22 protein-coding genes, 2 pseudogenes and 1 riboswitch are annotated in these 24259 nt (G+C 72.2%); of the genes and pseudogenes, 7 read left to right on the top strand and 17 right to left on the bottom strand.

All coding sequences use genetic code 11. The features are described 5' to 3' along the window. Positions 1-79: 79 nt before the first annotated feature. The 4 genes from EAO72_RS14545 to EAO72_RS14530 all read right to left on the bottom strand — a co-directional run bounded on the left by EAO72_RS14545 (position 80) and on the right by EAO72_RS14530 (position 3926). Positions 80-1108, bottom strand: a complete 1029-nt coding sequence (locus tag EAO72_RS14545; RefSeq protein ID WP_148017706.1) for a 6-phosphofructokinase — start codon at positions 1106-1108, stop codon at positions 80-82. Between the two features lie 110 nt (positions 1109-1218). Beyond that, positions 1219-1914 (bottom strand): response regulator, encoded by a 696-nt coding sequence (locus EAO72_RS14540; protein ID WP_148017705.1) that lies wholly within the window; start codon positions 1912-1914, stop codon positions 1219-1221. Further along, complete coding sequence (gene macS / locus EAO72_RS14535) at positions 1911-3137, bottom strand: MacS family sensor histidine kinase (RefSeq protein ID WP_148017704.1); 1227 nt, start codon at positions 3135-3137, stop codon at positions 1911-1913. Before macS ends, EAO72_RS14540 begins: the two co-directional genes overlap by 4 nt. Before the next feature lie 36 nt (positions 3138-3173). Beyond that, positions 3174-3926: a lysophospholipid acyltransferase family protein gene (locus EAO72_RS14530; protein ID WP_187285047.1), complete on the bottom strand. Its 753-nt coding sequence runs from the start codon at positions 3924-3926 to the stop codon at positions 3174-3176. Between the two features lie 197 nt (positions 3927-4123). Between EAO72_RS14530 and EAO72_RS14520 the strand changes: the two genes are divergently transcribed. The 3 genes and pseudogenes from EAO72_RS14520 to EAO72_RS43035 form a co-directional block, all read left to right on the top strand. Beyond that, on the top strand, positions 4124-4903 hold the full coding sequence (locus EAO72_RS14520; protein WP_148017702.1) for an alpha/beta hydrolase: 780 nt from the start codon (positions 4124-4126) through the stop codon (positions 4901-4903). Further along, a pseudogene (locus tag EAO72_RS43040) lies at positions 4896-5570 on the top strand (hypothetical protein); the annotation flags it as partial. The gene EAO72_RS14520 and the pseudogene EAO72_RS43040, both read left to right, overlap by 8 nt. A 1-nt stretch (position 5571) precedes the next feature. Beyond that, a pseudogene (locus tag EAO72_RS43035) lies at positions 5572-5742 on the top strand (endonuclease/exonuclease/phosphatase family protein); the annotation flags it as partial. 246 nt (positions 5743-5988) lie between these two features. Here EAO72_RS43035 and EAO72_RS14505 read toward each other — a convergent pair. The 6 genes from EAO72_RS14505 to EAO72_RS14480 all read right to left on the bottom strand — a co-directional run bounded on the left by EAO72_RS14505 (position 5989) and on the right by EAO72_RS14480 (position 11021). Continuing rightward, the gene (locus tag EAO72_RS14505; RefSeq protein ID WP_148017701.1) at positions 5989-6792 is read right to left on the bottom strand and encodes an endonuclease/exonuclease/phosphatase family protein; all 804 of its coding nucleotides are present in this window, start codon (positions 6790-6792) and stop codon (positions 5989-5991) included. Positions 6793-6871: 79 nt separating this feature from the next. Continuing rightward, a complete protein-coding gene (locus EAO72_RS14500) occupies positions 6872-7813 on the bottom strand; it encodes an ROK family glucokinase (protein WP_148017700.1) in 942 nt (313 codons plus the stop codon). Positions 7814-7886: 73 nt separating this feature from the next. Then, the gene (locus EAO72_RS14495) at positions 7887-8345 is read right to left on the bottom strand and encodes a DUF5304 domain-containing protein (protein ID WP_148017699.1); all 459 of its coding nucleotides are present in this window, start codon (positions 8343-8345) and stop codon (positions 7887-7889) included. Between the two features lie 83 nt (positions 8346-8428). Continuing rightward, positions 8429-9643 (bottom strand): ArsA family ATPase, encoded by a 1215-nt coding sequence (locus EAO72_RS14490; protein WP_148017698.1) that lies wholly within the window; start codon positions 9641-9643, stop codon positions 8429-8431. 4 nt (positions 9644-9647) lie between these two features. Next, positions 9648-10097, bottom strand: coding sequence for an SRPBCC family protein (locus tag EAO72_RS14485; RefSeq protein ID WP_148017697.1), 450 nt, complete (start codon positions 10095-10097; stop codon positions 9648-9650). A 117-nt stretch (positions 10098-10214) separates the two neighbouring features. After that, positions 10215-11021, bottom strand: coding sequence for a metallophosphoesterase family protein (locus EAO72_RS14480; protein WP_148017696.1), 807 nt, complete (start codon positions 11019-11021; stop codon positions 10215-10217). A 279-nt stretch (positions 11022-11300) separates the two neighbouring features. Here EAO72_RS14480 and EAO72_RS14475 point away from each other — a divergent pair, with 279 nt between their 5' ends. Continuing rightward, positions 11301-13097 carry an AMP-dependent synthetase/ligase gene (locus EAO72_RS14475; protein ID WP_148017695.1) on the top strand — a complete coding sequence of 599 codons (1797 nt, stop codon included), beginning with the start codon at positions 11301-11303 and terminating at the stop codon, positions 13095-13097. 127 nt (positions 13098-13224) lie between these two features. On the opposite strand, the gene EAO72_RS14470 is transcribed toward EAO72_RS14475, so the two are convergent. After that, on the bottom strand, positions 13225-14367 hold the full coding sequence (locus tag EAO72_RS14470; protein ID WP_148017694.1) for a glycosyltransferase family 4 protein: 1143 nt from the start codon (positions 14365-14367) through the stop codon (positions 13225-13227). A 157-nt stretch (positions 14368-14524) separates the two neighbouring features. Between EAO72_RS14470 and EAO72_RS14465 the strand changes: the two genes are divergently transcribed. Continuing rightward, positions 14525-15796: a glycosyltransferase family 87 protein gene (locus EAO72_RS14465; RefSeq protein ID WP_148017693.1), complete on the top strand. Its 1272-nt coding sequence runs from the start codon at positions 14525-14527 to the stop codon at positions 15794-15796. On the opposite strand, the gene EAO72_RS14460 is transcribed toward EAO72_RS14465, so the two are convergent. The 5 genes from EAO72_RS14460 to EAO72_RS14440 all read right to left on the bottom strand — a co-directional run bounded on the left by EAO72_RS14460 (position 15753) and on the right by EAO72_RS14440 (position 21245). Next, entirely contained in the window at positions 15753-17006 is a 1254-nt protein-coding gene (locus EAO72_RS14460; protein WP_187285046.1) for a Cif family virulence factor, read from the bottom strand. The two genes, EAO72_RS14465 and EAO72_RS14460, sit on opposite strands and share 44 nt — an antisense overlap. A gap of 16 nt (positions 17007-17022) precedes the next feature. After that, on the bottom strand, positions 17023-18057 hold the full coding sequence (locus EAO72_RS14455; RefSeq protein WP_148017692.1) for a C40 family peptidase: 1035 nt from the start codon (positions 18055-18057) through the stop codon (positions 17023-17025). Between the two features lie 237 nt (positions 18058-18294). After that, positions 18295-19320 (bottom strand): C40 family peptidase, encoded by a 1026-nt coding sequence (locus EAO72_RS14450; RefSeq protein ID WP_187285045.1) that lies wholly within the window; start codon positions 19318-19320, stop codon positions 18295-18297. Positions 19321-19604: 284 nt separating this feature from the next. Beyond that, entirely contained in the window at positions 19605-20966 is a 1362-nt protein-coding gene (locus EAO72_RS14445; RefSeq protein WP_148017691.1) for an NYN domain-containing protein, read from the bottom strand. 36 nt (positions 20967-21002) lie between these two features. Continuing rightward, on the bottom strand, positions 21003-21245 hold the full coding sequence (locus EAO72_RS14440; protein WP_014156692.1) for a hypothetical protein: 243 nt from the start codon (positions 21243-21245) through the stop codon (positions 21003-21005). Between the two features lie 160 nt (positions 21246-21405). On the opposite strand from EAO72_RS14440, the gene EAO72_RS14435 reads away from it, so the two are divergent. Next, the gene (locus EAO72_RS14435) at positions 21406-22125 is read left to right on the top strand and encodes a rhomboid family intramembrane serine protease (RefSeq protein ID WP_187285044.1); all 720 of its coding nucleotides are present in this window, start codon (positions 21406-21408) and stop codon (positions 22123-22125) included. 94 nt (positions 22126-22219) lie between these two features. Beyond that, positions 22220-22501, top strand: coding sequence for an Lrp/AsnC family transcriptional regulator (locus EAO72_RS14430; protein WP_136328375.1), 282 nt, complete (start codon positions 22220-22222; stop codon positions 22499-22501). A gap of 64 nt (positions 22502-22565) precedes the next feature. Here the strand turns inward: EAO72_RS14430 and EAO72_RS14425 are convergent, their stop codons facing one another. Continuing rightward, positions 22566-23945 (bottom strand): aminotransferase class V-fold PLP-dependent enzyme, encoded by a 1380-nt coding sequence (locus EAO72_RS14425; protein WP_148017690.1) that lies wholly within the window; start codon positions 23943-23945, stop codon positions 22566-22568. Between the two features lie 172 nt (positions 23946-24117). After that, positions 24118-24235, bottom strand: a riboswitch (SAM riboswitch). Between the last annotated feature and the right edge of the window lie 24 nt (positions 24236-24259).

Genomic DNA, 24259 nt, shown 5'->3' with positions numbered 1-24259 from the left:
GGGTGCGGGGCCCGCTCCCGGAGCGGGCCCCGCGGGGCCGGTCATCGCGAATATACGGCCCGACCCCCCGGCCCGCCGCTCAGCCGAAGAAGACCCCCGCCTCCGCGTAGAGGGCCGGGTCGACCGTCTTGAGGCGGGCGGTGGCCTCCGCCATCGGCACCCGCACGATGTCCGTGCCGCGCAGGGCGACCATCTTCCCGAAGTCGCCGTCGCGCACGGCTTCGATGGCGTGCAGCCCGAAGCGGGTGGCCAGCCAGCGGTCGAAGGCACTGGGCGTGCCGCCGCGCTGGACATGGCCGAGCACGGTCGTCCTGGCCTCCTTGCCCGTACGGCTCTCGATCTCCTTGGCCAGCCACTCGCCCACGCCGGAGAGGCGGACATGGCCGAAGGAGTCGTGCGAGCCGTCCTTGAGGACCATTTCCCCCTGAGCGGGCGCCGCCCCTTCGGCGACCACGACGATCGGCGCGTAGCTCGCCCGGAACCGGGAGGTCACCCAGGCACAGACCTGGTCGATGTCGAAGCGCTGTTCCGGGATGAGGATGACGTTGGCGCCGCCCGCCAGCCCCGAGTGGAGGGCGATCCAGCCCGCGTGGCGGCCCATCACCTCGACGACGAGGACCCGCATATGGGATTCGGCCGTGGTGTGCAGCCGGTCGATGGCCTCGGTCGCGATGTTGACGGCGGTGTCGAAGCCGAAGGTGTAGTCGGTGGCGGACAGGTCGTTGTCGATGGTCTTGGGTACGCCGACGCAGGGGACGCCGTACGTGTCGGACAGGGTGGCCGCCACACCGAGGGTGTCCTCGCCGCCGATCGTGACGAGTGCGTCGACCTCGTACTTGGCGAGGGTCTCCCGCACCCGGCGGACGCCCTGCTCGGCCTTGAGCGGGTTGGTGCGCGAGGATCCGATGATGGTGCCTCCGCGCGGCAGGATGCCGCGCACGGCCGGGACGGAGAGCGGGACCGTCTCGCCCTCCAGCGCGCCGCGCCAGCCGTCCCGGAAGCCGATGAAGTCGTAGTCGTACTCCTGCACGCCCTTGCGGACGATGGCGCGGATGACCGCGTTGAGCCCGGGGCAGTCGCCGCCCCCGGTCAGTACTCCGACCCGCATGAAGCATCCCTTCGCCGAAGTGAGCTCATTCCTCACCACGCTAAGGGTGATACAGGTCACAACGGGATGGGTCGTACGGTCAATTCCCTTGCAATGTCCGGGTGTTGATCTCAGACGTCATCGAGGCCGCGTTCGATGGCGTACCGCACGAGCTCCACCCTGTTGTGCAGCTGGAGCTTGCCCAGGGTGTTCTGGACATGGTTCTGGACGGTGCGGTGCGAGATGACCAGCCGCTCGGCGATCTGCTTGTACGAGAGCCCCTTGGCCACCAGCCGCAGCACCTCGGTCTCCCGGTCGGTGAGCTCCGGGGCCTTCGGCTCGTTCGACGCGACGGGCGCGGGCTCGGAGGCCAGCCTGCGGTATTCGCCCAGGACGAGTCCGGCGAGGCCGGGGGTGAAGACCGGGTCGCCGACGGCGGTGGAGCGGACCGCGTCGGTCAGCTCCTGGGTACTCGCCGACTTCAGCAGATAGCCGGTGGCGCCCGACTTGACCGCTTCCAGTACGTCGGCGTGCTCGCCGCTCGCGGAGAGCACCAGGACCCGCAGTCCGGGCTGGGATCCGACGAGTTCCTTGCAGACCTGGACGCCCGGCATCCCGGGCAGGTTGAGGTCGAGGACCAGGACGTCGGGGGTGACGGCGCCGGCCCGGCGGACGGCCTGCGGGCCGTCGCCCGCGGTCGCCACCACGTCGAAGCCCGACTCGGCCAGGTCGCGGGCGACGGCGTCGCGCCACATCGGATGGTCGTCGACGACCATCACCCTGACGGGCCGCTGCTGCCCCGCGCCTTCTTCGTGTGCTCCGCTCATCGGACCGAACCCGCCTTCCCCCGTGAAACCTTCGGAACCTTCAATTCGACCTCGGTGCCCTGACCGGGCACCGAGATCAGCTCTGCCGTACCACCCAGATCGCGCAGCCGCCCGCGGATCGACAGGGCGACGCCGAGGCGTCCTTCCCCCTCGGCCTGGGCGAGCCGGCCCTCCGGGATGCCCGGTCCGTCGTCCCGGACCGTGACGATCACCTCGTCCGGCCAGTCCTCCACCAGGATCCACGCCTGGGCGCTCTCCCCCGCGTGCACCCGTACATTGTCCAGGGCCGCGCTGACGGCCGCCGCCAGTTCCCCGGCGGCCGCGGGCGTGAGCAGCACCGGTGCGCCGGGTTCCGCGAAGGTGACCCGGGATCCGGCGTGCGGCGCGAGCAGGGCCCGCAGATCGGTCTCGGCCGGGGCCGCGGTCTCGTCGTCGTCCGTCTCGACGGTCCGCACGACAGCGCCCTCGGCTTCGTCCTCGGAGACCCGGGTGGGGGGCACCAGGCCGCTGGAGACCAGGGTGCGTAGGGCGACCTCCTGCTCGCCGGCCATCCGGCCCAGTTCGGCGGCCTCGCCGCCGATCGCCGTGCCCCGGCGCTGCACCATCGCCAGGACCTGGAGCACGCTGTCGTGGATGTCGCGGGCGAGACGCTCCCGCTCCCGGGTCGCGGCCTCGATCTCCAGGGCGCGGGCGAGGGTGCGCTCACTGGCGCGGGCGACCTCGACGACGTACCCGATGGCGATGGAGGCGACCCAGACCAGCAGGACGTTGTGCAGGGTGTCGCGGCTGGGTTCGGCGCGCTCGATCAGGTTGGCGACGGCGACGAAGGTGGAGGCGAACGCCGCCCATCGCCAGCCGCCCTTGATCGCGAAGGCCAGGACGGATCCGGCGGTCCAGATGGACGGCAGCGTCGTGCCGTCGACGTGCTGGGCCTGGAAGTCGGCGAGCGGGGTGACGAGGATGCCGACGAGCGCGAGGGTGAGGTCCGCGCCCAGGAAGCGCTTGGTGCAGGCCGCGGCGCCCGCGACCTTCGGCAGGGTGGCGAGCGTCCACACGGACATGACGGCCAGGAAGGCGATGGCCACCCACGGCCGGTCGTACTTCTCGCGCCCGAAGACGGCGAGCAGGATCGCGTAGAGCATCGTCAGGATGCGGTACGCGGTCAGGGCACGCCACAGCGGCTGCTCGACCGACATCCGCACCACGCGTACCCGCTTGGCCATGCTGTTCTCCCCCGCCCCCGGCGGACCGCCACGCCCTCAGGCGTCGTCGCGGTCCGCTTCCGCGCCCGATGGCGCCTTCTTCGTGGCCTCGGCCTGTCTCTTCGCCTCGTCGGCGAGCTGCCGCTTGGCGGCCGTCGCGTAGATGTCGACGTACTCCTGGCCCGAGAGCTTCATGATCTCGTACATCACCTCGTCGGTGACCGAGCGCAGGATGAAGCGGTCGCCCTCCATACCGTGGTAGCGGCTGAAGTCGAGCGGCTTGCCGATCCTGATCCCCGGGCGCATCAGCTTCGGCATCACCTGGCCGGGCGGCTGGATCTTCTCCGTGTCGATCATCGCGACGGGGATGACCGGCGCGCCGGTGGCGAGCGCCACCCGGGCGAGGCCGCCGGGCTTGCCCCGGTAGAGGCGGCCGTCGGGCGACCGGGTGCCCTCCGGGTAGATGCCGAACAGGCCGCCGCTCTCGATGACCTCGATACCGGCCTTGATCGCCGCCTCACCGGCCCCGCGGGCCCCCGAGCGGTCCACCGGGAGCTGCCCGACGCCCTTGAAGAAGGCGGCGGTGAGCTTTCCCTTGACCCCGGGCGCGGTGAAGTACTCGGACTTGGCGATGAAGGTGACCTTGCGGTCCAGGACAGCGGGCAGGAAGAAGGAGTCGGAGAACGACAGATGGTTGCTGGCGAGGATCGCGGGCCCCTGTGCGGGGATGTTCTCCACGCCCTCCACCCACGGCCTGAAGGCGAGCTTCAGAGACCCGCCGATGGAGAACTTCATAGCGCCGTAGATCAACTCGGGTGCCTCCTGTGTGCCGTCCGACAGACCTTAAGGCATGCGACCGCCCCGCCTCCCGCCCGGCACGGGCCGGGTGGCCCCGGCCCCGGCCGGTGACGGCCCTGGTCGGTGTCGGTCCGGTCGCGTACGGTGAAGTAATCCTTCCGCACTCCCCCCTTTCGCTCCCTTTCGAGCCTCACGAACAGGAGACCCCGGTGCCGGTCCTTCCTGGAGCCGAGCCGTTCCGCCACGAGGGCGGAGAGGTCGGCGTCCTTCTCTGTCACGGATTCACCGGCTCGCCGCAGTCGCTGCGCCCCTGGGCCGGCTATCTGGCGGAGCGCGGGCTCACGGTCTCGCTGCCGCTCCTGCCCGGGCACGGAACGCGCTGGGAGGACATGCAGGTCACCGGCTGGCAGGACTGGTACGCGGAGGTGGACCGGGAACTGCGGGCGCTGCTGGAGCGGTGCGAGCAGGTCTTCGTGTTCGGGCTCTCCATGGGCGGCGCGCTGTCCCTGCGGCTCGCGGCGAAGCACGGCGACGCCGTCCGGGGCCTCGTGCTGGTCAACCCGGGCAACAAGGTGCACGGCCTGGCGGCGCACGCCCTACCGGTCGTCCGCCACCTGGTGCCGACGACGAAGGGGCTGGTGGGCGACATCGCCCTGGAGGGTTCGCGCGAGGTGGGCTACGAGCGGGTGCCGCTGCACGCGGCGCACTCGCTGCGGAAGTTCTTCCGGCTGGTCGACGCCGAACTGCCTCAGGTGACGCAGCCGGTCCTGCTGCTGCACAGCCCGCAGGACCATGTCGTGCCGCCGGCCGACAGCGCCCGGATCCTGAGCCGGGTGTCCTCGACGGACGTCGAGGAGATCCTGCTGGAACAGAGCTACCACGTCGCGACGTTGGACCACGATGCGGAGCGGATCTTCGACGAGAGCTACTCGTTCATCGGCCGCCTCGCTCCGAGCGTCGGAATGAAGGGGAGCACGTCCGGTGGCTGAGCACGACGCGGAGCGCACAGGCAGCGAGGAGGAGCGCGAGCCGCTTCCCGCCGGGGGGACGGCCGTGCCCGACGAGGACGGCGGCGCTCCGGCGCCGGAGGCCCCGCCCGCGCCGACGGGGCCGGACGGCGAACGCCAGGTCGACGAGGACGCCGTCTGGAAGGCGATCGTCGAGGGGTACGGGGAGGAGCCGCCGGACCCGCCGGGTGCCAGGCCCTTCCGGTCCGTCGAGGACCTCGCGCTGCCGGAGGAGGACTCCGTCGCCCCGGACCCGGACAAGGGCCTCGGGAAGAGCCGGCCCAAGCCGCCGGAGAAGCCGCTCGGCAGCTCGGTGGTCTTCGCCCCGGGGGTCAGCGGTCCGCGCGACTACGAGCCGGCGGAGTCCGCCGAGGGCGACGTCGACGACGAGGACGACAGCGGCGAGGGACACTTCGTGCCGCCGGAGCCGCCGCCGCTGCCGGAGGCCGACGTCACGGCGAAGTTCGCCTGGCTCGCGGTGATCGGCGGGCCCGTCCTGATGCTGCTGGCGGTGCTGCTCCGGTGGGAGATGACCTGGTGGCTGACCACGGTCTGCGTCGGCGGCTTCCTGGGCGGTTTCGCGACGCTGGTGGCGCGGATGGAACACGACGACGAGGACGGGGACGACCCCGGGCGCGGCGCGGTGGGGCGGCATCGAGGTGCTCGGCTGCGGGGTCCCTACGGGGTTGCCGGGGGTGTGGCGGCCCGACCTCCTGGCCGCCACCGACCACCTGCCGGTGCTGGCCGCGCTGCGGGTACCCACGCGGGGTGCGGGTTGCTCAGGCGGGCCGGCTCCGTCCTCAAMCGCCGGACGGGCTTGAGTGGTGCGGGTCTCCCCGCGGGGTGCGGGTCGCCCATTTTCCGGTGGTGGGGGTCCGGGGCCCCTCCGGGGAGATCTCCTCGGACGCCGCACGTTCCGCCGGTACGCGAAGGACCCGGGTCGATGTGCGTCGTCCTGCGGGGACTCCCCTCCACGGCCCCGGACCGGCCGCCTCGCGTCTGCGACAGTCGCGGAGCCCGTGTGCGGACGCGACTGCGAGCCGCACCCAGCGGGTGGCCCGCGCACGTCAAGCCCGTCCGGCGKTTGAGGACGGAGCCGGCCCGCCTGAGCAACCCGCACCCCGCGTGGGTACCCGCAGCGCGGCCAGCACCGGCAGGTGGTCGGTGGCGGCCAGGAGGTCGGGCCGCCACACCCCCGGCAACCCCGTAGGGACCCCGCAGCCGAGCACCTCGATGCCGCCGGTCGCGAAGACCGCGTCGATCCGCTTGTGCGGGTCGTGCGGCGGGAAGGTGTGCTCGCCGCCCCAGGGCCGCAGCGCCCAGCAGTCCTGGAGCCGGCCGGCGAGCAGCCGGAAGGCCCGCCCGCTCGGTACGTCGTTGAGGTCACCGGCGACGACCACGTGCTCCACGCCCATCGCGTCCACCGTCTCCAGCAGGCGCCCGGCCTGGGCGAGGCGTTCGGTGCGGTCGAGGCTCAGATGGCAGCTCAGCACGCCGATCCTGGTGCCCGCGATCCGGACCACCGCGGTGGCGAAACCCCTGCGGTGGAGTCCCGGGGTGAGCGGCAGCAGGATGTCCTCGGTGCGTTCGACCGTCGCGCGGAGCGAACAGAGCAGCAGGGGGCCGGCCGCGCTGCCACCGCCGCCGAGAACCACCAGGTCGGTGCGGGCGGCCAGCCGGGCGGCGGCCTTGCGCCAGCGGAAGAAGCGCGGCGCCTCCTGGATGAGGACCAGATCCGGTGCGCAGGCGCGGATGACGCGGACCAGGGCCGCGAAGTCGTCGCGCATCGACCGGATGTTGTAACTGAGCACTCTGACGACGGCCGAGCCGTCCTGCTCGGTACGGGAGTCGGGCAGCGACATCATGGCCATGCCGGTCACGATACGACGGACGCCCGCCGCTCCCCGAGAGGGGCGCGGCGGGCGTCCGGTGTGTCCGTGTCCGGTCGGGTCAGCCCTGCCGGGCCAGGTCCGCCGCGCCCACGAGTCCGGCCTTGCCGCCCAGTTGGGCCGCCAGAACCTGGGCGTGCGGGCGCCATTCGCCGCCGATCAGCCAGCGTCGGAACGACTTGCGGATCGGGTCGAGGACCAGTTCGCCCTCGTCCGAGACGCCGCCGCCGACGATGAAGGCGGAGGGGTCGAAGAGCGAGGCGAGGTCGGCCAGTCCGGCACCGGCCCAGCGGGCCAGCTCGCGGAACGAGTCGACGGCCACCGGGCAGCCCTGCCGGGCGGCCTCACTGATGTGCTTGCCCTCGATGCCCTCGACCGTGCCGTCGCCGAGCGCCAGCAGGATCGTGGCGTTCTCGGGGGTGGCGTTGGCGCGCTGCTTCGCGTACCGCACGAGGGCGCGGCCGGAGGCGTACTGCTCCCAGCAGCCCTGGCTGCCGCAGCCGCAGAGCAGCCCGTCCGGGACGACCCGGATGTGGCCGAACTCGGCGGCCACGCCGAAGCGTCCGCGGCGCAGCTTGTTGCCGATGATGATGCCGCCGCCGAGGCCCGTGCCCAGCGTGATGCAGATGACGTCGTCGTGGCCCTGGCCGGCGCCGAAGCGGTATTCGCCCCAGGCCGCCGCGTTGGCGTCGTTCTCGACGACCACCGGAAGGCCGACGCGCTGCTCGACCTTGTCCTTCAGCGGCTCGTGACGCCAGTTGATGTTCGGCGCGAAGAGCACCGTGGCCCGCTTGTCGTCGACGTATCCGGCCGCGCCGATGCCGACCGCCTCGACCGGGTGCCCGTCGCTCGCGCCGGACACCGCCGCCGCGATGGCGTCCACGATGCCTTCAGCCGTCGGCGGGGTCGACACCTTGAAGGTCGAGAGGATGTGGCCCTCTTCGTCCACCACTCCTGCTGCGATCTTCGTGCCGCCGATATCGACGCCGATGGTGAGTCCCATGAATCCCTCAGTTTCGGTCGAGCCCCGCTGGGGCAACCGTACCCGAGGCCGGGCCCCGTCCTGTCGGCGCCGGTCAGTCCAGGTCGATGTGTTCGCCGGCTCCGGGCCCCTCATCTCGGGGGTCGGTGGGGTCGTCCGCCTTCTTTTCCGTGCCTGCGGGGTCCCCCGCACCCTGGGTCCAGCGGCGTTCCTGCCCCTCGACTGCCGAGCGGTAGGCGGCCAGCAGTTCGCTGCCGGCCGCGGCGATGTGATCGAAAACGTCCGGATTACGTTCGATGACGGGCTCGACCGCGGACTTCGCCTGCTTGATGACCTGCTGCACGGCGCCCTGGGCCGCCACGCCGAGCAGGGGTGTCTGGAGCGAGCCGAGCTTGTCGGCCACGGCGTCGACCAGCTTGCGCAGCTCCTCGGCCGCGGAGCCGGGCGGCGGGCCGTACTCGGCGCGGCGGCGGGCCTTCTCGGCGGCGAGGTCCTCGGCGCAGGCCTGCGCCCACGCGTCGTCGTCGACGGGACGATCGGTGGCTTCGCTCATGGCGGACTCCTGCGGCGTGGTGGGACGGCGGCCCGGCATCCGGGACCCCTGCTATCGACGGTACCCGAACGGTGGTACGCCGTTCAGCCCGTCCTCGGCCACAGTGCGGGATCCGGCGTGAAGCGGACCCGCAGCACCCCGTCGGTGAGGGCCGCACCGGAGACGGCGCAGCGGCGCAGCGCGGACTCCAGGGGCACGATGCGGTGGAAGGGACCGACGGTGAGAAGCAGCTCGCTGCCGCGCCGGACCAGCTGGAGGTCCTTCTTGACGGCGCCGGGCAGGCGCAGGCACCAGACGAGTATGCCCTCGGCGTCGTCCTGTCCTTCGGGGGCTCCGGCCTCCTCGATCCACCAGGCGTCCTCGGCGCGCCCGCCTTCGCGGCTGTCCGGGGCCAGCGCGGGCGTGTCGTCCACGAGACCGGTGTAGTCGCCGGGGTCCTGCGGATCGCGGCCGAGATGGGGCAGCCGCAGCAGCGGGGCCTCGGTGGGCCGCTCCTCGTGCCAGTGATCGAGGCACTTGTCCTGCTGTGCGGAGAGCGCGGCGAACCAGGGGTCGGACGAGTGGCGCGGCAGCACCCGGTTGGCGACCAGCGCGTCGGTCCGCAGCCCGTGCAGGGCGAGCCCGGTGCGGGCGGTGCGCAGGGCGTCCTCGGCGGCCGGGCCCGGCTCGGCGACCAGCCGGAGCGTCGTCGCGCGGTCCTCGATCAGCGCCTGGACCCCGGCCAGCTCGGCGTCGCGCCGGGCTGCGGCCTCGTACAGCCACTGGGCGGGCATGGGCACACCGGCGAGCTGCGCGAGCATCGGGCGCAGGGCGCGGGCGGCCTGGCGTTCCTGGGGCAGCAGCCGGCGCAGGTAGCGGCGCAGTTGTTCGGGCAGGGCGAGCAGGGCGAGGGCTTCGCGCAGCGGCGGCAGGTCGACGACGAGGAGGTCGTATCCCTCGCGGGACCAGTCGCCCTGCGCGGCGCAGCGCAGGGAGTGCAGCAGGGCGAGTTCGGCGCTGCCGGGCAGTTCGGTGAGCTCCTCGCCGTCCATGCGGTTGCCGCCGAGCAGGTCGAGCACGCCCGACAACTGGTCCTGGAGCGCGAGGAGTTCACTGCGGAAGTGCGCACCGGAGTCGATCCGGGCGGACCACAGGCCGTCGGTGACCGCGGTGGGTTCGGTGGCCGTCGGGAAGCCGGGTATGGCGTCGGCGGAGATCAGCAGGGTGCGGGCGCCGCCGCGGGCCCCGGCCAGCGCGGTGGCCGCCGCGACGGTGCTGCGGCCGGCGCCGCCGAGGCCGGTGACCAGGACCGTTCGCACCGGATCAGGCCTTCGGGACGGACTCGACACGCTTCTTGAGACCGGCCAGGGCACGGTCGATGATGACCTTCTCGGCCTTGCGCTTGATCATGCCGAGCATCGGGATCTTGACGTCCACGGTCAGCCGGTAGGTGACCTCGGTGCGGTCGCCGTCACCGAGCGGCGCGAGCGCGTACGAGCCGTCGATGGCGCGCAGCATCTGGGACTTGACCAGGGTCCAGCTGACCTCGTAGTCGCCGATCCAGGTGTAGGCGAGGGTGTGGTCGTCCTTGATCGCCCCGGCGTCCAGGACGAGGCGGACCTTCTCGGCGCGGCCGCGGTCGTCGGTGCCGAGGACCTCGGCCTCCTTGACCTCGCCGGTCCATTCCGGATAGCGGTCGAAGTCGGCGATCACACCCATGACGTCGGCCGGCGCCGCCTCGATCGTGATGCTCGAGCTGGTGTGTTCAGCCATCGCTGTGGCCCTCCAGTGCGGTGTACCGGTCGATCGGCAGAGGCCTGCCGCCAGAAGGCTATCGCGTGAGCGCGGCGCCTCGTCCCAGCCCCCGCCCGGTTCGGGCGGGGGCCCGGGTCACCATTCCAGCGCCCACGGCAGGCCGGTCGAGGCGAAGTGGCCGACGTTCACGCACTCGGTGTCTCCGATCCGCATCCGGCGGGCCAGCGGCTGGTGGACGTGGCCGAAGAGGGAGTAGCGGGGGCGGGTGCGGCGGATGGCGTCCAGCAGGGCCCGGCTGCCGCGCTCGAAGCGGCGGGCCACGGTGTCGTACGTCAGCTCCGGGACRTCGGSCGGGATGTGGGTGCAGAGCACGTCGACCGGGCCGACCGCCTCGATCTTGGCCGCGTACTCCTCGTCGCTGATCTCGTACGGGGTACGCATCGGGGTCCGCAGGCCGCCGCCGACGAAGCCGAAGACGCGGCCGCCGATCTCGACGCGGTCGCCGTCCAGGACGGTGGTGCCGGGTCCCGCGTACTCGGGCCACAGGCCCGGGATGTCGACGTTGCCGTAGGTGGCGTACGTCGGAGTGGGCAGCGCCGCGAACATCTCGGCGTACTGCTTCCGGACGGCCGCGACGATCGCGGCGTTGCGGTCCAGTCCCGCCCACAGCTCCCGGCCGAAGTCCCGGGCCTCCTCGAAGCGGCGTTCGGTGCGCAGGGCGACGATCCGGTCGGCGTTCTCGACGCCGAAGAGATCGGGGAAGATGCCGCGCGAGTGGTCCGCGTAGTCGAGGAAGAGCACCAGGTCACCCAGGCAGACGAGGGCGTCGGCGCCGTCCCCGGCGCGGGCCAGTGCCTCGGTGTTGCCGTGTACGTCACTGACCACGTGGACGCGGGTGCGGCGTCCGGCGGACGCGTTCCGGCTGTTCGGTCCTGCTCGCATGACGATCACCCTAGGACCCCGGCGCCCAGGTGGGTAGAGGTGGCCGGACCTGCGGTTACCTCCGAGTGTTGAGCGGGGTGCACTACTGTGCGGATGAGGACCACCGATATGTGTGACGCATAAGACATCTGGCCTGAACCCCCTATCCGGAACCGAGTACCGGTGGGTAACGTCCGGGCAGTCCAGTCGTGCTCACCCCACTGAGCACCTCCGATCTTGGACCGCAGCCGGTGCGTCACACAGAGCCGTGGCACCGGAGCCCGATGAGGAGCAGCAGTCTTGCGCGAGTTCAGCCTTCCGGCCCTGTACGAGGTCCCCTCGGACGGCAACCTGACGGATCTCATCCGCCGCAATGCCGCTCAGCATGCCGACGTCGCGGTGATGAGCCGCAAGGTGGCCGGCGTCTGGACGGACGTGACGGCCACCCAGTTCCTGGCCGAGGTCAGAGCGGCAGCCAAGGGGCTGATCGCCGCCGGTGTCGAACCCGGCGACCGGGTCGCCCTGATGTCCCGCACCCGCTACGAGTGGGTGCAGCTGGACTTCGCGATCTGGAGCGCCGGCGCCGTCACCGTGCCGGTGTACGAGACGAGCTCCGCCGAGCAGGTCCAGTGGATCCTCGGCGACTCGGGCGCGGTCGCTGTCCTGGTGGAGAGCGACGCCCACGCGGAGGCCGTGGCCTCGGTGCGCGACCGGCTGCCGGCGCTGCGCCATGTGTGGCAGATCGACAAGGGCGCGGTCGACGAGCTGACGGCGTCGGGTGCGGAGGTCTCCGAGGAGACCGTGGACCTGCGCAGCATGAGCGCCAAGGCCGACGACCCGGCCACGATCGTGTACACCTCGGGCACCACCGGCCGCCCCAAGGGCTGTGTGCTGACGCACCGCAGCTTCTTCGCGGAGTGCGGCAACGTGGTGGAGCGGCTCAAGCCGCTGTTCCGTACCGGCGAGTGCTCGGTGCTGCTCTTCCTGCCCGCCGCGCACGTCTTCGGCCGGCTGGTCGAGGTCGCCTCCGTGATGGCGCCGATCAAGCTCGGCTGCGTACCGGACATCAAGAACCTGACCGATGAGCTGGCCGCGTTCCGGCCGACCCTGATCCTCGGGGTGCCGCGGGTCTTCGAGAAGGTCTACAACTCGGCCCGGGCCAAGGCGCAGGCCGACGGCAAGGGCAAGATCTTCGACAAGGCCGCGAACACGGCGATCGCCTACAGCCGCGCGCTGGGCACGCCGCAGGGGCCGTCCGTGGGCCTGAGGTTCAAGCACAAGGTGTTCGACCGGCTGGTCTACAGCAAGCTGCGGGCCGTGCTCGGCGGGCGCGGTGAGCACGCGATCTCCGGCGGCGCTCCGCTCGGTGAGCGGCTCGGCCACTTCTACCGCGGCATCGGCTTCACCGTCCTGGAGGGCTACGGCCTGACGGAGTCGTGCGCGGCCACCGCCTTCAACCCGTGGGACCGCCAGAAGATCGGTACGGTCGGCCAGCCGCTGCCCGGCTCCGTCCTGCGCATCGCCGACGACGGCGAGGTGCTGCTGCACGGCGAGCACCTGTTCTCCGGCTACTGGAACAACGAGGCGGCGACGGCCGAGGCGCTGGCCGACGGCTGGTTCCACACGGGCGACATCGGCACCCTCGACGAGGACGGCTACCTCGCGATCACCGGCCGCAAGAAGGAGATCATCGTCACGGCGGGCGGCAAGAACGTCGCTCCCGCCGTCATCGAGGACCGTATCCGCGGGCACGCCCTGGTCGCGGAGTGCATGGTCGTCGGCGACGGCCGCCCGTTCGTGGGCGCGCTGGTGACGCTGGACGAGGAGTTCCTGGGCCACTGGGCCGAGGAGCACGGCAAGCCCGTCGGCTCGACCGCCCTGTCGCTGCGCGAGGACCCGGAGCTGCTGGCCGAGGTGCAGCGCGCGATCGACGACGGCAACGCCGCGGTGTCCAAGGCCGAGTCGGTACGCAAGTTCCGCATCCTGGCCGCCCAGTTCACCGAGGAGGCGGGCCACATCACGCCGTCGCTGAAGCTGAAGCGGAACGTGGTGGCGAAGGACTTCGCGGACGAGGTGGAGTCGATCTACCGCGGCTGACGCGGTGCGACCGGAAGGGGCCCGCAGGACGGGCCCCTTCCGCGTACCCGGCAGGCCGGCCCCTTCTCCGGCCCTTTTCTCGTACCCGGTAGGCCCGTTCTCCGGCCCCTTCCGCGTACCCGGTCGCTCAGAGCAGTTCGCGGAGCCGCTCCGCCAGCAGGTCCCAGCGCCACTTCTCCTCGACCCAGGCGCGGCCCCGCTCGCCCATCCGCCGGCGCAGCTCCGCGTCGCCGAGCAGCGCGAGGATCCGCTCCGCCGACTCCTCGGCCGAGCCGCCGCGCACCACCCACCCCGTCTCGCCGTCGAGCACGGCGTCCGGGGCGCCGCCCGAGTCGCCCGCCACGACCGGCAGCCCGGTCGCGGACGCCTCCAGGTAGACGATGCCGAGGCCCTCCACGTCGAGGCCGCCGCGCCGGGTGCGGCACGGCATCGCGAAGACGTCGCCGGCCCCGTAGTGCGCGGGCAGTTCCTCCCACGGAACCGGACCGGTGAACCGCACCGAGTCCAGCACCCCGGTGTCCGCCGCCAGCTTCTTCAGCTCACCGGCGTACGGTCCGCCGCCGACGATCAGCAGGACGGCGTCGGGCACCTCGGCCAGGATCGCGGGCATGGCGAGGATCAGGGTGTCCTGGCCCTTGCGGGGCACCAGCCGGGACACGCAGACGACGACCGGCCGGTCGGTGAGCCCGAGCCGGGCCCTGACGCGGTCGCCGCCGGAGTCCGGGTGGAAGGTCTTCTCGTCGACGCCGGGCGGCAGCTGGACCATGCGTGCGGCGGCGGCCGGGGTGAGCGCGGCGGCGATCCGGGAGCGGGTGTACTCGCCGAGGTAGGTGAGGGTGTCCGTGCCCTCGCCGATCCGCCGCAGCAGCTGCCGGGAGGCCGGCAGCTGGGCCCAGCCGGCCTCGTGCCCGTGCGTGGTGGCGACCAGCCTGCGGGCCCCGGCCCGGCGCAGCGCCGGTGCCATCAGGCCGAGCGGGGCGGCGGCGCCGAACCAGACGGAGGAACAGCCGTGGGTGCGCAGCAGCTCCACGGCACGCCGGGTCACCCGCGGGGTCGGCAGCAGCATCGTCGTACGGTCGCGGACCACGGTGAAGGGCTGTTCGGCGTCGAAGGCGGCGGTGGCCGCCGCGCCCTCGGCGCCGCGCTTCCAGGTGGAGGCGTAGACGACGACCTGTTCCGGGTCCAGGCGGAGCGCCATGTTGTGCAGGAACGCCTGGATGCCACCGGGGCGGGGCGGAAAGTCATTGGTCACGATCAGGGTCTTGTCCATCGCCGCCGACAGTACCGGGCGGCCCGGCCCGGGGCCGGGTCCGGGTTTGACCGTGGCCCGCGACGCCACGGACGGACCCGGCCCGGCCCTGCGGGCTCCGCACAGCGGGGGCGGGCATCATGGCACCTCGTACGGCAAGGGAACGGTGAGGCGGGACATGACGGGTTCGAGTGGCACACGGCCGGCAGCCTTCGCGGTGTGGGCGCTCACCAGATCCCTGCTCCTGCTCTGCGTCATCAAGGTGATCGTGGTGCCGGGCCCTGATGTGACGAGCGATGTGTCGGTGATCTACCACGGCTGGTACGACGTGCTGAGCTCGGGCAGCTATCCGCGGTCCGACGTCACCTGGCAGTACCCGCCGGTCGCGGCGCTGGCGATCCTCTCCCCCGGCCTGCTGCCCTTCCTCGACTACGCGTCGGCCTTCTTCGTGCTGGCCTTCCTGTGCGACGCACTGGTGCTGGGCCTGCTGCTGTACGCGGGCCGGGGCGCCGCCCGGCGGACGGCCGGGGCCTGGGTGTGGGTGGCGGGGGTGCCGCTGCTGGGTACGACGGCGTACGCCCGGTACGACGTGATGGTGACGGCCGTGGCGGTGGCGGCGCTGCTGGCGGGGATCCGGCATCCGCGGCTGCTGGGGGCGCTGGCGGCTTTCGGGGCGCTGCTGAAGGTGTGGCCGGCGCTGGTGCTCGCCGGTACCGCCCGCGGCCGGCGGACCCGCCTGGCGTGGACGACCGCGGCCGGGGTGGCGCTCGGGCTGCTGGTGCTGTGCACCGCGGCGGCGCCGGGCGCGCTGGCGTTCCTGGGCTTCCAGCGGGACCGGGGTACCGAGGTCGAGTCGCTGGGGGCGCTGGTCTTCCATGTGGCGCGGCAGTTCGGCTGGCAGGGCCGGGTGGAGCTGCACTACGGCTCGCTGGAGTTCCTGGGGCCGCACGTGCCGCTGGTGAGCACGCTCTCCCTGGGGCTGAGCGTCGTCGCGTTCGGCTGGCTGCTGGTGTGGCGGCTGCGGGCGCGCACGTTCGGGGTCAGTACGACGGCGGACGCGGCGTTCACCGCGGTGCTCCTGTTCACGACCACGAGCCGGGTGATCAGCCCCCAGTACATGCTGTGGCTGGTCGGTCTGGCCGCGGTGTGCCTGGTCTTCCGGGAGAGCCGGATGGCCTGGCCGGCGGCGCTGGTCCTGGTGGCGACCGGGGTGACCCAGCTGGAGTTCCCGCTCGGCTTCGGCCATGTGGTGACCAGCGACGCGACGGGCGTGACCCTGATGTTCGTGCGCAACGGGCTGCTGGTCGCCGCGTGCCTGCTGGCGTGCGCGCGGCTGTGGCGGGACACCGTGCGCGCCCCGGCCGGCGCTGTTCCGGCCGCGGGCACGGCGCCCGTCGCGCCGCCGCTCAGCCGAACCGGCTCTCCAGATACTCCCGCCAGCGCACCGTGAAGTCCTGCTCCGTGGTGCCGAGCACCTCGTGCAGGGCCTGCTCCACCGCCCCGTCCCGCCCGGAGTGCCCCCCGACGGCCCGGTAGAAGGCGAACAGCTTCTCCTCGCCCCATTGCTCGGCGATGAGCTCGCAGGCCAGCCAGCCGCCCTCGTACGCCCTCGCCAGCCGGTCCGCGTCTCCGGCGAAGCCGAAGTCCTCGTCCGTGGGCAACGCGGCGGGCACGTCGCCGGCGGTGACGGCGGAGCCCAGTTCGGGGGCGATCTCGGCGGCGGTACGCCGTCCGTCCCGGTAGGCGGCCCAGTCCGCGAAGCCCTCGGAGAGCCAGGCGGGGGTGGCGGCCGAGGTGTCGGTGCGGGTGGCCACATGGGTGGTCTCGTGGGTGAGGACGACGCGCTGCCCGAAGGCGCCGAGCATCGCGTACGCCTCCGGGTTGACGATCACCCGGTCGGCGGGCGCCTTCCCCGAGCCGCCGGTCTCGCCGGTCGTGACGGCCGCTATGCCCCGGTAATTCGCCGCCGGGGAGCCGAGCAGCTCCGCCATGTCCGTCACGGTGCGGGGCACGAGCACCACCACACGCCCGGCCCAGTGCTCCGGCCAGGCGGCGGACACGTCGGGCACGGCCCGGTCCGCGGTCGCGGCGATCTCCTCCAGTTCGTCCCGGGACCGGCCGACTCCCAGCACCAGGCTGTACGTGCCGCGCACCGCCTCGACGTCGCCCTGCTCCCAGAGCTGCTCGCTCCCGCCGTCGGCCGCCCGGTCGGCGGTGAGGTACCAGCGGCCGTCCGCCGGTTCGCGCTCCAGGTCGATCACCCGGTCGACGGAGACGGGCGCACTGTCATAACCCTCGATCCGGTAGCCGAGCCGTACGTCGGCGGTGGCCCGGTCGGCCCCGTGCGCGGCGACATCCGTCACCCGGTACGTCCAGGTGCCCAGCGGCACGTCCGCGAGACGGTCGAACTCCTTGCGCTGGGCGCCGCGCAGCGCCGTGGCGTCCGGGTCCACGACGGCCACGTAGGCGTCCGCGTCGTGGTGCAGCACGGCGGCGGCCCGGCGGTCCAGCGTGGCGCGGATGTCGCGGGCCGCGGTGCCGGGCGCCTCGTCGGCCGGGGCCGAGCAGGCGGCCGCGCACAGCAGGGCGGCGAGCACCGCGCCCGCCGTCCGCCGTCGTCCTTCGCGCGCCCGCCGCGCGGTACGCCCCTGATCAGCCACATGCCCGAGGGTACGGTCAGACCCGGGTGACGGAGGAGACGGGCATCATGCCCACCGGGTCGTAGCGGACCGGGGCGCCCGGGTACGGGGCGTGGATCACCTGGCCGTTCCCCACGTACATCCCGATGTGGCTGGCGTCCGCGCGGTAGGCGACGAGGTCGCCGGGGCGTGCCTGGTCGAGCGGCACCATCCGGCCGGCGTACCGCTGGGCCTGCGAGGTCCGCGGCAGGCTGACGCCGGCCTGGGCATACGCCCACTGCATCAGGCCGGAGCAGTCGAATCCGGAGGGCCCGTTCGCGCCCCAGACGTACGGGAGGCCCAGCGCCCGCTGGACGGCCATGACGGCGGCCGCGGCCCGGGCCGACCCGGCGGGCAGTCCGGCCACCGGTCCCGCGGCCCCGCCGTCGCGGCCGGTGCGCGAGGCCCGCCCGAAGGCGTCCCGCCCGTCACCGGGCAGTTCCTTCAGCAACTCCCTGGCCTGGCGGAGCTTGTGCTCGACGGTGCGCTTGTGGCGGCTGACGGCCGCCCGGTTGCGCTCCAGGCCGGCGAGCGAGCGGGCGGCCTCCGCACGGGTCTGGGCGAGCGCCTGCTGGGCCTTGCGGAGGCCGGCCAGGGCGGTGGCCCGCCGCGTGTCGACCCGGTCCAGGGTGGCGGCCCGGTCGAGATAGCTGTCCGGGTCGGAGGAGAGCAGCAGCGCGAGCGAGGGGTCGATGCCGCCGGCCCGGTACTGCTCGCGGGCGGCCGAACCGATCTCCGTACGCATCAGGTTGATGCGCTCCTGGCCCCGGGCCGCCCGGTCCTGGGCCCTGCGGACCTCTCCGCGCAGCCGTACGACGTTCTCGCCGGCCCTGTTGTAGCGCTCGGTCGCCTGCTCGGCCTCGGTGAAGAGGCGGTCGACCCGGGCCTCGGCGGTCCGCGGTGTGTCCTGCGGCTCGGCGTTCGCGGTCGCCCCTCCGAGCGCCGCCGCGGCGGTCGCCGCCGCAGCCGACAGAACGGTCACCCGGACGCTCCGGCTCACGCCGGGCTGTGTGGAACGGCGATGGGACACCACAGGACGCCGCACTCCCTTCCGCTGTACGCAGACGTGCGCAGCCCCTGCCACCCGGGGCGGGCGGACCGACGCACGGGAGCTGCACAGCAGGCAGACAGTAGTCGGGTGATCACGGAGCGGACAAAGACCGCGCCGGCCGGAGGGCGGGCACACACAGTGACGCCCCGCCGGTGACCTGTGGTCTCCGGCGGGGCGGCTGTCAGTGCGGGGCGCGGGAATTCGCCCGTTCGGGCGTGGTCAGATGCGCACCGCGGCGTAGAAGCTGCCGATGGTGCTCATCGACTCGTAGCGGACGAACGTGCCCGAGCGCGGGGCGTGCAGCACGGTCCCGTTGCCCGCGTACAGACCCACGTGGGAGTTGCCGTTGAAGAAGACCAGGTCGCCCGGCTTCAGCTGGCTCATCCCGATCCGCGTGCCCTGGTTGATCTGGGTGTACGTGGTGCGGGTGATGTTGGCACCGGCCTGGGCGTAGGCCCACATCGTCAGGCCCGAGCAGTCGTAGGAACCGGGGCCGGTCTGGCCGGGGGAATACGGCTTGCCGATCTGGGTGGCGGCGGCCTGGAGCGCGGCGGCACCGAGACCCGAGGCGGGGGCCTCGTTGCCGAGGTCGACCCGGTCACTGGCGGCGCGGCTTGCACGCTGGTCGTCCGCGCGCATCTTGTCGCGCTCGGCCTGGGTGAGCGTGTTGAGCAGCTGGCGCGCCTCGGAGAGCTTGGCCTGCTGCTGCTTCTTCTTCTCACCGAGCGTCTTGCGGACCTGCGCGAGGTCGCTCAGCTTGTCCTGGGCCTCCTTGCGCTCCTGCGCGAGGGACCGCTGCTTCTCCTGCACCTTCGCCAGCGACTCGGCCTGCTTGGCCGTCAACTGGTCGAGCGCGGAGGCCTGGTCCAGGAAGCTGTCCGGGTCCGAGGCGAGGAAGAGCTGGACGGAGGGGTCGATGCCTCCGGAGCGGTACTGCGCGGCGGCGAGGGAACCGAGGCCGGAGCGGAGGTTGTTGAGCTCCTGCTGACCGCGCGCCACCTTGTCCTGGATCGCGTCGATCTGCTTCTGGAGCTTGTCCTGCTTCTCCTTGGCCAGGCTGTGCTGCTCGGTGGCCTTCTCCGCCTCGTCGTAGAGCTTGTCGACCTTCTCCTTGACCTCGCTCTTGGTCGGCTTCGGGTCGGCGTGGGCCGCCTGGGAGGTCAGGGCAACGGCCGCGGCGGCAGTCACGCCGAGCACGGTCACGCGGGTGCGGCTCGGTTGCTTGGGACGACGGTGGGACCCCACGAAGGCGAGCTCCTTCTTCCTCGAGCCGCCTACCGGGCTACGGGGAGATGAATCCCCAGCTCCGTGCACGTCACGGCCTCGGCGGTTCCTTCACTGCCACCCCGGATGGGTGATCAACCGTGCGAAGGTTCGAGGCCCGACCTTAGTGACCATCTTGTGATCAGTTCAAATCCTCACAGGAAAAATCTCGTCACACCAGGTACTTCTTTACCCACACCACACAGGGTGTAGCGGCAACTTGACGGTCCGTTCCCTGATTTCCATGCAAGTCACATCAACACACGCTAGACGCGCGAAAGCCGCTTCAGGAGCAAGACGGACGCAACGGGCCTGGCTCCCGCCTTAGCCACCCCGTCCGCCACTTCGCGGTCGGTGGAGACCACCACGACAGGCCGCCCGGGCGGTTCGGCACGCGCCAGTTGACGGATGACCTCGTCCGCCGTGACACCCGGCTTGCTGAACAGCACCCGCACCCCGCGCGGCGGCGCCAGCAGCACCGGCGCGGCCAGTTCCGCCCCGTCGAAGACACAGGTCATCTCGGCGCCCGTCTGGGCCGCGAGCACCGACAGACCGCCCAGCAACCGCAGCCGCTGCTTCTCCAGCGGCATCTGCGGATAGCCGGTCTTGGTGACGTTGTAGCCGTCCACGATCAGATGGGCCTGCGGCAGCGCGAGCAACTGGTCGAGCAGCGCCGGATCGGTCTCCGAAAGGGCCCTGGCGGCAATGTCCTTGGGCGACATCCGGCCGGGCTCCACCGCGTCCACACTGTCCGCGGGACGCATCGAGGAGGGCGGCAGAGCCAGTTCGCGCCGCAGCCCGCCGGCCGCTTCGAGCACCGTGTCGAGCAGCAGCCGCAGCCGCATGTCCTCGACCGAGCGCCCCTCCCTGGCGGCCCTGCGGCCCGCTTCGACGGACGCCTCCGCCTCGCTGAGCCTCGTCCGCAGCCGCCGGGTCTCGCTCTCGGCCGCGGACACCCGGGCGGCCGTCTCGGCGCGCAGGGCGTCGCTCTCGGCCTTGCCGCGGCGCAGCGCCGCCTCGCCGCGCTTGACCTCGTTGGCCGCGCTGCGCAGCTTGCGCTGGAGCGAGTCGGCCTCCTTGCGGGCGGCGTCCAGTTCGGCGCGGAGCCGTTCGGTGTCGGTCTTCGTCTGGGCGCGGGCCCGGGCGAGTTCCTCGCGCAGCCGTTCCAGTTCGAGCCGGATCTCCTCGTCGGCCCGCTCGGCACCGGCCCGCTCGGCCTCCTCGCCTGCGGCGGCCACCAGCTTGACCCAGCCGGCCGGGCGCAGCACATAGGCCGCGGCCGCCACGTCGACGGGGTCCGCGGCGGCCGGCGGGGAGCCCGCCACGAGCGCGGCGGCCAGCTCCGGCTGGGCCTCCTTCAGGCGTTCACCGATGCGCCGGCGGAAGGCGGGGTCGCCCTCCAGCGCGGCCGCCATCGCGTTCCCCGCGAACTTGGCACGCCGGGTGGGCGTGAAGCGCGCGTACTGCCGGAGCTGGGCCGGGAGTTCGGTGACCGTGAGACCACCGAACGCGTCCGAGACCAGCGCGACGACGCGACGCCGCACGCCTTCGGGCAGCGGGCGGTCGAGCACCTCCACGGCGTCGCCGGCCGCATCGGCCGGCGTGGCGCCGCCAGCGGGCTGCTCCACCTTCCGTCACCTCATTTTTATGTCCGCACGGCCCCGTCAGGAGTCGGCACCCGGCCTGTCGACTAGTTCGATCTGGTCCACCGCGTTGCACCAACGACAGCGCACCGACTCGATGGTCTCACTGACCACCTCGCGTTCTTCGACGCTGGACTCACCGGCCAGGTCGAGGTGAACGTACTCGACTACCTTGGAGGAACGCGTCACGTCGAACCTCGTCAGATTTCCGCAGAGCGTGCAGCGCCAGCGGGTCCCGTCGGTCGGCTGGGGAACCGTCGTCATCGTTGCGTCCTCTTTCGTCGAGCCGTGAGCTGCCGGACAAGGTTCTCGCGGTGCGCCGTCGAACTGCGGATGTCCTCTGGTAACCCTACGGCCTCGGCGCTTCCCACCGGCACGGCGAGGCGGTCTGTCCCGTTCCCTCCGCTTGCGTCATGCTCTGTTCATGATCGATCGGCGGGCTGCGGCCGGCAGAATCCTGCGGGCGGCCACCTCGGGCGGGCCGCCCGTGACGTACACCCTCATCGCCCTGTGCTGCGTGGTCTTCGTGATCAGCCCGCTGTCGGGGTTCAATCCGGTCTACGGCACCGCGGACGCGCTGCTCGCCGCCCAGGCCGGCTACTTCGAACGCTGGGGCGTGATCCCGAGCGAACTGTGGGACGGCTCCGCGCACGCCGTCCTCACCCCGCTCACCGCGCTGTTCGTGCACGGCAGCTGGCTGCATCTGCTCGGCAACATGCTGTTCCTGTACGTGTTCGGGGCGATGGCCGAGGAGCGCATGGGCCACACCGAGTTCGCGCTCTTCTACCTCGGCTGCGGCTATATCGCCCTGCTCGCCTACGCGGCCGCGCACTCCAGGTCGGACCAGACGCTCGTCGGCGCGTCGGGAGCGATCTCGGCGGTCCTGGGAGCCTTCCTCTACCTCTTCCCCCGGGCCCGGGTGACCAGCCTGTTCCCGTTCCTGCTGTTCCTGCCGCTGCGCTTCCCCGCCTGGATCGTGCTGGTCTTCTGGTTCGTCCTCCAGTGGCTGGCCGCCGAGGGGGCGGGCAGCGGGCCCGGGGTGGCCTACCTCGCCCATGTGGTCGGCTTCGCCACCGGGTTCCTCTATGCCTGGGGGCGGTATCGGGGTGGGGCCAGGGCCTTGCGGCCGGATCAGGCCGGCTGAGTCGAGGCGCCGGGGCCCGCGAGCCCGGCATGATCGGGCCGCGAGGCCCTAGAGTGAAGTCTCCAGCAGGTGCCACCGAGGGAGAAAGCCAGCCGTGATCACCGCGATCGTGCTCATCAAAACCAGCGTGGACCGGATTCCCGAGATCGCCGAGGCCATCGCCGCGCTCGACAGCGTCAGCGAGGTCTTCTCGGTCACCGGTACCTACGATCTGATCGCCATGGTCCGGGTGTCCAAGCATGACGACCTCGCCGACGTCATCCCCGGCCGGATCAGCAAGATCCCCGGTGTCGAGGGGACCGACACACACGTCGCGTTCCGCACGTACTCCCAGCACGACCTGGAGGCGGCCTTCGCCATCGGGCTGGACGCGTAGCAGCCACAGCAGCAGAGGCCGGGTACGGACAGCTGTCCGTACCCGGCCTCATGCGCAGGGTGCCTCAGACCTGGGTGGCGGTGCCCCGGTCCGGGACGCAACGGCCGTCCTCGGTGCGGTACTTCCACTGGGCGCCCTCGCTCACGAGCTCCTTGACCGCCCGCAGGAAGCGCTCGACGTGCTCGTCCGGCGTACCGGCTCCGAAGCTGACCCGGATCGCGTTGAGGGACTTCTGGCCCGGCTCGGCCTCCGGCGCGCCGCACTCCCCGACGTCCTGCGGGTCGCTGCCGAGCAGGGTGCGTACCAGGGGGTGGGCGCAGAACAGTCCGTCACGCACCCCGATGCCGTACTCGGCGGAGAGCGCGGCGGCGAAGTGCGAGCTGTTCCAGCCCTCCACCACGAAGGAGATGACGCCGACCCGCGGGGCGTCGTCACCGAACAGCGAGAGCACCTTGACCTCGGGGACCTCGGCGAGTCCGGCACGGACCTCGGTGACGAGGCGCTGCTCCCGGGCGACCAGGCTGTCGAACCCGGCCTCGGTGAGGGCCTTGCAGGCGGAGGCGATGGAGTAGACACCGATGACGTTGGGGGAACCGGCCTCGTGGCGTGCGGCGGTGGTGTGCCATTCGACGTCCACCCCGCCGTCGGCCCGCCGGGCGACCTGGCGGGAGGCGCCTCCGCCGGCCAGGTAGGGCTCGGCGGCGGTCAGCCAGTCGGAGCGGCCGGCGAGGACGCCCGAGCCGAACGGCGCGTACAGCTTGTGACCGGAGAAGGCGACCCAGTCGACGTCCAGCTCGGCGATGTCGACGGGGTGGTGCGGGGCGAGCTGGGCGGCGTCGAGCACGATCCGGGCGCCGTGGGCGTGCGCGGCGGCGGCGAGCTCCTTGACCGGCCACAGCTCACCGGTCACGTTGGAGGCGCCGGTGACACAGACCAGCGCGGGCCCGTAGGGGTCGCGGCCGGCGAGCGCGCGCTCCAGGGTCTCGACGGCCTGGTCCGGGGTGCGCGGGGCGTTCAGGTACGTCACCCGGGCGTCGCGCCAGGGCAGCAGCGAGGCGTGGTGCTCGGTCTCGAAGACGAACACCTGGCAGTCGGCGGGCAGGGCCGCGGCGAGCAGGTTGAGCGAGTCGGTGGTGGACCGGGTGAAGACCACCTGGTCGCCGGCGCGGCAGCCGAGGAACTCCGCGACCGTGACGCGGCTGGACTCGAAGAGGTCCGTGGACAGCTGCGAGAGGTAGCCGGCGCCGCGGTGGACGCTGCCGTAGTACGGCGCGTAGGCGGCCACGTCGTCCCACACCCGCTGGAGGGCCGGAGCGCTGGCCGCGTAGTCCAGTGCGGCGTAGGTGACCTCGCCGCCGGTGACCAGCGGAACCGTCACATCCTTGCCCAGAACCGGCAGCGGGGCACAAATCGACTGGTCGGTGGCAGCAGTGAGGACAGACATGACGAACTCCCGTAACAGGCAGGCGAATTCCGCGTGCCTGCGGATACGCGGCAGCACGGAGGAAGAAAGAAGGGTGTGCGGAGGAGGGCCGAAAGCCCTATCGCATTCGCTTGCTCACAAGAGGCTCCCTGAGGACCAGGACCCCACGGGTGGACATCTCACGATGTCGAGGGGTCCGCGCTTGCCGCAGACCTCGCTGCCTGCGGCCTGGTCTTCACCCGGGGCACCCCGCCACGGACGGAGGGTTGCCGGACAGCGGGCCGGGGCCGTAGTCGCTGTCACTCATGACCTGCGCAGCATCTTGCCATACGTAC

The organism is Streptomyces sp. OR43 (assembly GCF_008042275.1).
In the GTDB taxonomy this organism is placed as follows: Bacteria; Actinomycetota; Actinomycetes; order Streptomycetales; family Streptomycetaceae; genus Streptomyces.
This window is presented reverse-complemented; position numbering and strand designations above follow the sequence as displayed.

Coding starts and splice junctions, on each gene's coding strand:
- EAO72_RS14545 (WP_148017706.1), bottom strand. CDS start 1,108: ATGCGGGTCGGAGTACTGACCGGGGGCGGCGACTGCCCCGGGCTCAAC.
- EAO72_RS14540 (WP_148017705.1), bottom strand. CDS start 1,914: ATGAGCGGAGCACACGAAGAAGGCGCGGGGCAGCAGCGGCCCGTCAGG.
- macS (WP_148017704.1), bottom strand. CDS start 3,137: ATGGCCAAGCGGGTACGCGTGGTGCGGATGTCGGTCGAGCAGCCGCTG.
- EAO72_RS14500 (WP_148017700.1), bottom strand. CDS start 7,813: ATGGGACTCACCATCGGCGTCGATATCGGCGGCACGAAGATCGCAGCA.
- EAO72_RS14495 (WP_148017699.1), bottom strand. CDS start 8,345: ATGAGCGAAGCCACCGATCGTCCCGTCGACGACGACGCGTGGGCGCAG.
- EAO72_RS14485 (WP_148017697.1), bottom strand. CDS start 10,097: ATGGCTGAACACACCAGCTCGAGCATCACGATCGAGGCGGCGCCGGCC.
- EAO72_RS14470 (WP_148017694.1), bottom strand. CDS start 14,367: ATGGACAAGACCCTGATCGTGACCAATGACTTTCCGCCCCGCCCCGGT.
- EAO72_RS14465 (WP_148017693.1), top strand. CDS start 14,525: ATGACGGGTTCGAGTGGCACACGGCCGGCAGCCTTCGCGGTGTGGGCG.
- EAO72_RS14440 (WP_014156692.1), bottom strand. CDS start 21,245: ATGACGACGGTTCCCCAGCCGACCGACGGGACCCGCTGGCGCTGCACG.
- EAO72_RS14435 (WP_187285044.1), top strand. CDS start 21,406: ATGATCGATCGGCGGGCTGCGGCCGGCAGAATCCTGCGGGCGGCCACC.
- EAO72_RS14425 (WP_148017690.1), bottom strand. CDS start 23,945: ATGTCTGTCCTCACTGCTGCCACCGACCAGTCGATTTGTGCCCCGCTG.